Source organism: Reinekea marinisedimentorum, assembly GCF_004341165.1.
Lineage (GTDB): Bacteria > Pseudomonadota > Gammaproteobacteria > Pseudomonadales > Natronospirillaceae > Reinekea > Reinekea marinisedimentorum.
This window is the reverse complement of sequence record NZ_SLZR01000041.1, coordinates 1-3,873: the sequence shown is the minus strand read 5'-3', so window position 1 is coordinate 3,873 and position 3,873 is coordinate 1. Positions and strand designations below refer to the sequence as shown.

The window sequence follows — 3,873 nt, the reverse complement described above, 5'->3', positions numbered from 1 at the left end:
TGAATACTCCCAGGTCTTTCTAGGATTGTTGTATCTTGGCATAAACACCTCTAATTAAGTTAGCTAGAGGTGTCCACTAAAGCGGGGGAAGTTCAGAGTCCACAGCCCGCACTTGTTAAATTTATGTGCCACTGAATCAATAATACTCTTCAATGACAATTTCTATTAACTCTCTAACTTTCTCATCATCTTCTTCGTTCCAAAAGATATGCTCATTGCCATTTCCCATAACTTCTGTATTAAACGAAATTCCTAGATTTCTCATTTCCCATTTAAGATGTTCATGCGCAGTAGCATTTGCCAAATGAATATTTGGACCCACCCCTTCAAATTTTGAATATAAGAAGCTAGCAATTAAAACGATGGATATAACTAAAGCAAGCACTTGATTTCTATTCATCACTATAAAATTTAACGCCCGCATAAATGGCGAGCAACTTGTTGCGAGTCCAGCGCATACCGCGAAGCGGTGTCTTTAAATGCGCGATATTTCATTCGCTTGTTACATGTGTAGGTAGACCGCCATTTGATGTCCAACCGGTTTTCTCTGCCCACATACAAGCTGCTCTATAAATTGTATCCATGTATGGGTCTTTAATAGCATAATATGCATCTGGGTCATCTGGAAACCTAATAGCTAATTCCTTCTTAACCAAAGCATAAGCTTCACGAGTTGTGCTATCAGCAATAAGGTAGTCTCTAAAAAGCAACGGGTACCTTTGATTTTCCCTTCCATATTCTCTTATGTGGATATGGCAACGCCTCGAACTCGGCTTTTCCATAAAGAACAGTTTCTTTAGTTCCTCAGAATCTTCGTCAAAGCCAACTAAGCTATCTCTATCTGTTCCGATTCTATAATTATATCCGGCATCAATTAATTGCTCTTTTGCATACGGCTTATTCAAATCAGAAACAGTAACTTGTACATCAATTACATTTTTTGCAGGCAAATGAGGAACTGACGTGGAACCTATATGATCAATGCACATAATGAAGCCTTCTAGAATGGAAACTAGGTCCTTTCTGATTTCTTCAAATTCATTTTTCCAAGTAATCCTCGGTTCAATAATCTCTATTTTTGGCACTATTCACCTACATGTAACGAGCCTGTAGATTAACCCACTTTAAGCAGAACAACCCCAAGGCTTCCTTTAATTTGTAGTTCCTATCAATTTGCCACATCCGTAGCCTTTTTCAACTGATCATTCGCCATTTTATGACAGATATCTACTATCAGCTCAAAAGCCCTGCTAGCCCATCGTTTCTAGACTCTACATGCGGATTGCCTAAAGACTAGCTTCTGGCTGGCTAATGTCTCAATTCGCCGTATTTGTATAACTTTTCAATATTATGGATCAGACTAAACAACTGCCATTGCCCGTTCACTTTCTCTAGGCCTCGTAAGCTAAACCGATTTAAGCCTTTGTTCGTCCCAATATTGCCAAACACGGGTTCGACCACAGACATGCGATGGCTGTAGATCTGTTTGCCTTCGGCACTGTCCACCCGGTGCTTCATCCATTCGGTATAGGGAGACTGAGTAGCTTTATTAACAATAAAGCTGACCTGTCGCCCTGCACCTTTGCGATGATCCGCTGCACTGGGGTTTTTCATGCATTGATGCTTTAGGCTGCAGTTTTTGCATTGGCTGAGGCGGCCTTCGAAGTAAATCTTATCTGTACCGTTCTCGATGGGTCGTTCACCGCGATTACTGAGCTTATTTCCTGCTGGGCAAATACAAGTTTTGGTTTGTGGGTCGAAGATAAAGTCCGTGGCTGGAAAGAGACTCTTAGGTTTGGTTTTTCTAAGGTGCGCTTTGCGTTTACCGTACTTTTGTTTTTGATCCTGGAACTTGGGATCACGGCTTCTAAATTTGTTGTCTGGGATGTAGGCATTGATCTTATGCCGATTGAGCATTTTCATGTTCTGTTCGTTGGCAAAGCCGGTATCGGCAGTGACAATTACATTTTCTTTGTAGATGTCTTTGGAGATGCCCAAACGTCGAAAGCGTTGCAGTACCGCTTCCATGACCGGGGTGAGCGTATGATGCTCCTGACCTGCGCCAAAGGCGGTGGCGTCGATGATCACTTGGTGCTTCTTATCCACCGTGGCCACTCCGTTATAACCTTGGATAGTGCCTTTACTAGTAGTCATCTTAGCGGAGTCGTTATCGGTAATGTTGCTTTTAACTTCCGTTTTTCTTTTGCCTTGGCCCATCCTTGGGCTTTGCGTCTTTAGGAATTGATCGATTTTCTTGAAGTTCTTTTCCAGTGTGTTGATGGTCTGTTCTGTACGTTGTTTACGCTGTTCACTAGCTTCAGTATTTTGCTTATCAAGTTCCTTATGAGCCGTGATGTGATACTTAATTTGGCGCTTGAGCTTTTTCCGTTTCTGATCCAACTCGTTGAACGTTCCGCTCCACTCTTTGGCTGCATCTGATCTCATTTTACAACCATCGATAGCGAACAGTTCGTTACCGATCAAACCTTCCTGATGGCAAATCAACAATACCTGCTCAAACAAGTCGGTCATTTTTTTTGGGTAACGGCTGACGAACTTGGCAATGGTGGTCCAATGCGGAACGGTATCACACGACAGAGCTTTAAAAATAATATTAGTCTCGCAACACCACTGTATCTCGCGGCTAGAGGTAATGCCTTTGGAGTAGGCAAACAGAATTATCGAAAGAAGAATCGCTGGATCATAAGCCGGTCGACCGCCATCGTCGTTAGCGTAAAGGTCATTAAAAATACTGAGATCGAGTTTATTGTGGATTAAAAAATGAATGGCATGTTCGAACGTGCCAGGTTGAAGTTGCTGCTGGTAATCGATAACGACCATGGCCGTTTGATTGAAGTCGTAGTGTTTGAACTTGGGCATAAAACAAACTCCGTTGTTTTACGCCATTTTAAAGCGAAACGATGTTTATTGGGAGGTTTTTCTACAGCCTGAACGCTAAGTTAACCGGCCCTGCGAAGCGGTGCAGCTTTTGTGGCAATATGCGAGCTTTCGAGCGCCACAAAAGCCGCACCGATTCGCAGGGTCCGCGTTGAACTTTTTGTTATAAGCAATTTTAGTTTTTCCGGTAGAATACACGCTCGCTTCCATCGCTGTTGAATGACAACACCATACGTTCGTTATTAAGCTCCCTCACCGTAATCATATCTTCACCTAAGGGCTTTAGCGTGGTACCGAACTCAATGGCCATTTCGGTTGGTCTGATGCGAACAGGTACGTAACTACGCTCAAAGTATCTGACGTGCAATATTTTTCCCTCAATACAATATGCTCCCTCAAGTGGGCTTGGCTCGGCAGTTCCTCGTTCATATAGTGAGAAGGTGAATTGGCCAAATGCGCCTGCTAATTCGCTAAAATTTTCATCATGGAACCAAGACTGTTGAAGTAAATGCCGATCGACCATTTCTGGCTGAGTGCACTTAGCATGAACCAGCCGCTTTTCCAAAGCTGCGATTTCTTCGGTGTTGCGAGTTGCACCACGAGCATCCCACAGCAGATAGGCCAAAAATATCGTTGCGATGGCTGTGATCCATAGTAGGCGGTTGATCATTGCTTTGGTGTTACCCACAAAAAGTAGACACCCCTTGTTATGCCAACAACAGTTTCTGTTCGAACGTTTCAGGGCTTAAATTCCCTAAGCTAGAATGACGTCGCTGACGGTTGTAAAAAATTTCAATGTACTCAAAGATACTCGACTTAAGCTCGTTGAGCGAGCCCCATTCTGTACCGTGTATCAATTCCACCTTCAATCGACTGTAAAAAAAAGACTCCATCGGCGCGTTGTCCCAGCAATTTCCTTTACGGCTCATGCTCAGCGTTATCCCAAAGGAGCGCGCATAGTCCTGATATTCCCTG

At 43.3% G+C, this 3,873-nt stretch carries 5 protein-coding genes; all 5 read right to left on the bottom strand.

Annotation, left to right across the window (positions count from 1 at the left end; genetic code table 11):
* Positions 1-136: 136 nt before the first annotated feature.
* A complete protein-coding gene (locus BCF53_RS18935) occupies positions 137-403 on the bottom strand; it encodes a hypothetical protein (RefSeq protein WP_132704321.1) in 267 nt (88 codons plus the stop codon).
* A gap of 88 nt (positions 404-491) precedes the next feature.
* Positions 492-1,085: a GrpB family protein gene (locus tag BCF53_RS18930; protein WP_165902004.1), complete on the bottom strand. Its 594-nt coding sequence runs from the start codon at positions 1,083-1,085 to the stop codon at positions 492-494.
* 223 nt (positions 1,086-1,308) lie between these two features.
* Positions 1,309-2,880: an IS1182 family transposase gene (locus BCF53_RS18925; RefSeq protein WP_132704317.1), complete on the bottom strand. Its 1,572-nt coding sequence runs from the start codon at positions 2,878-2,880 to the stop codon at positions 1,309-1,311.
* A 193-nt stretch (positions 2,881-3,073) separates the two neighbouring features.
* A complete protein-coding gene (locus BCF53_RS18920) occupies positions 3,074-3,586 on the bottom strand; it encodes a hypothetical protein (RefSeq protein WP_132704315.1) in 513 nt (170 codons plus the stop codon).
* Between the two features lie 19 nt (positions 3,587-3,605).
* Positions 3,606-3,873 (bottom strand): IS3 family transposase (locus tag BCF53_RS18915; RefSeq protein ID WP_165902003.1); only part of this gene is annotated, 268 nt, incomplete at its 5' end.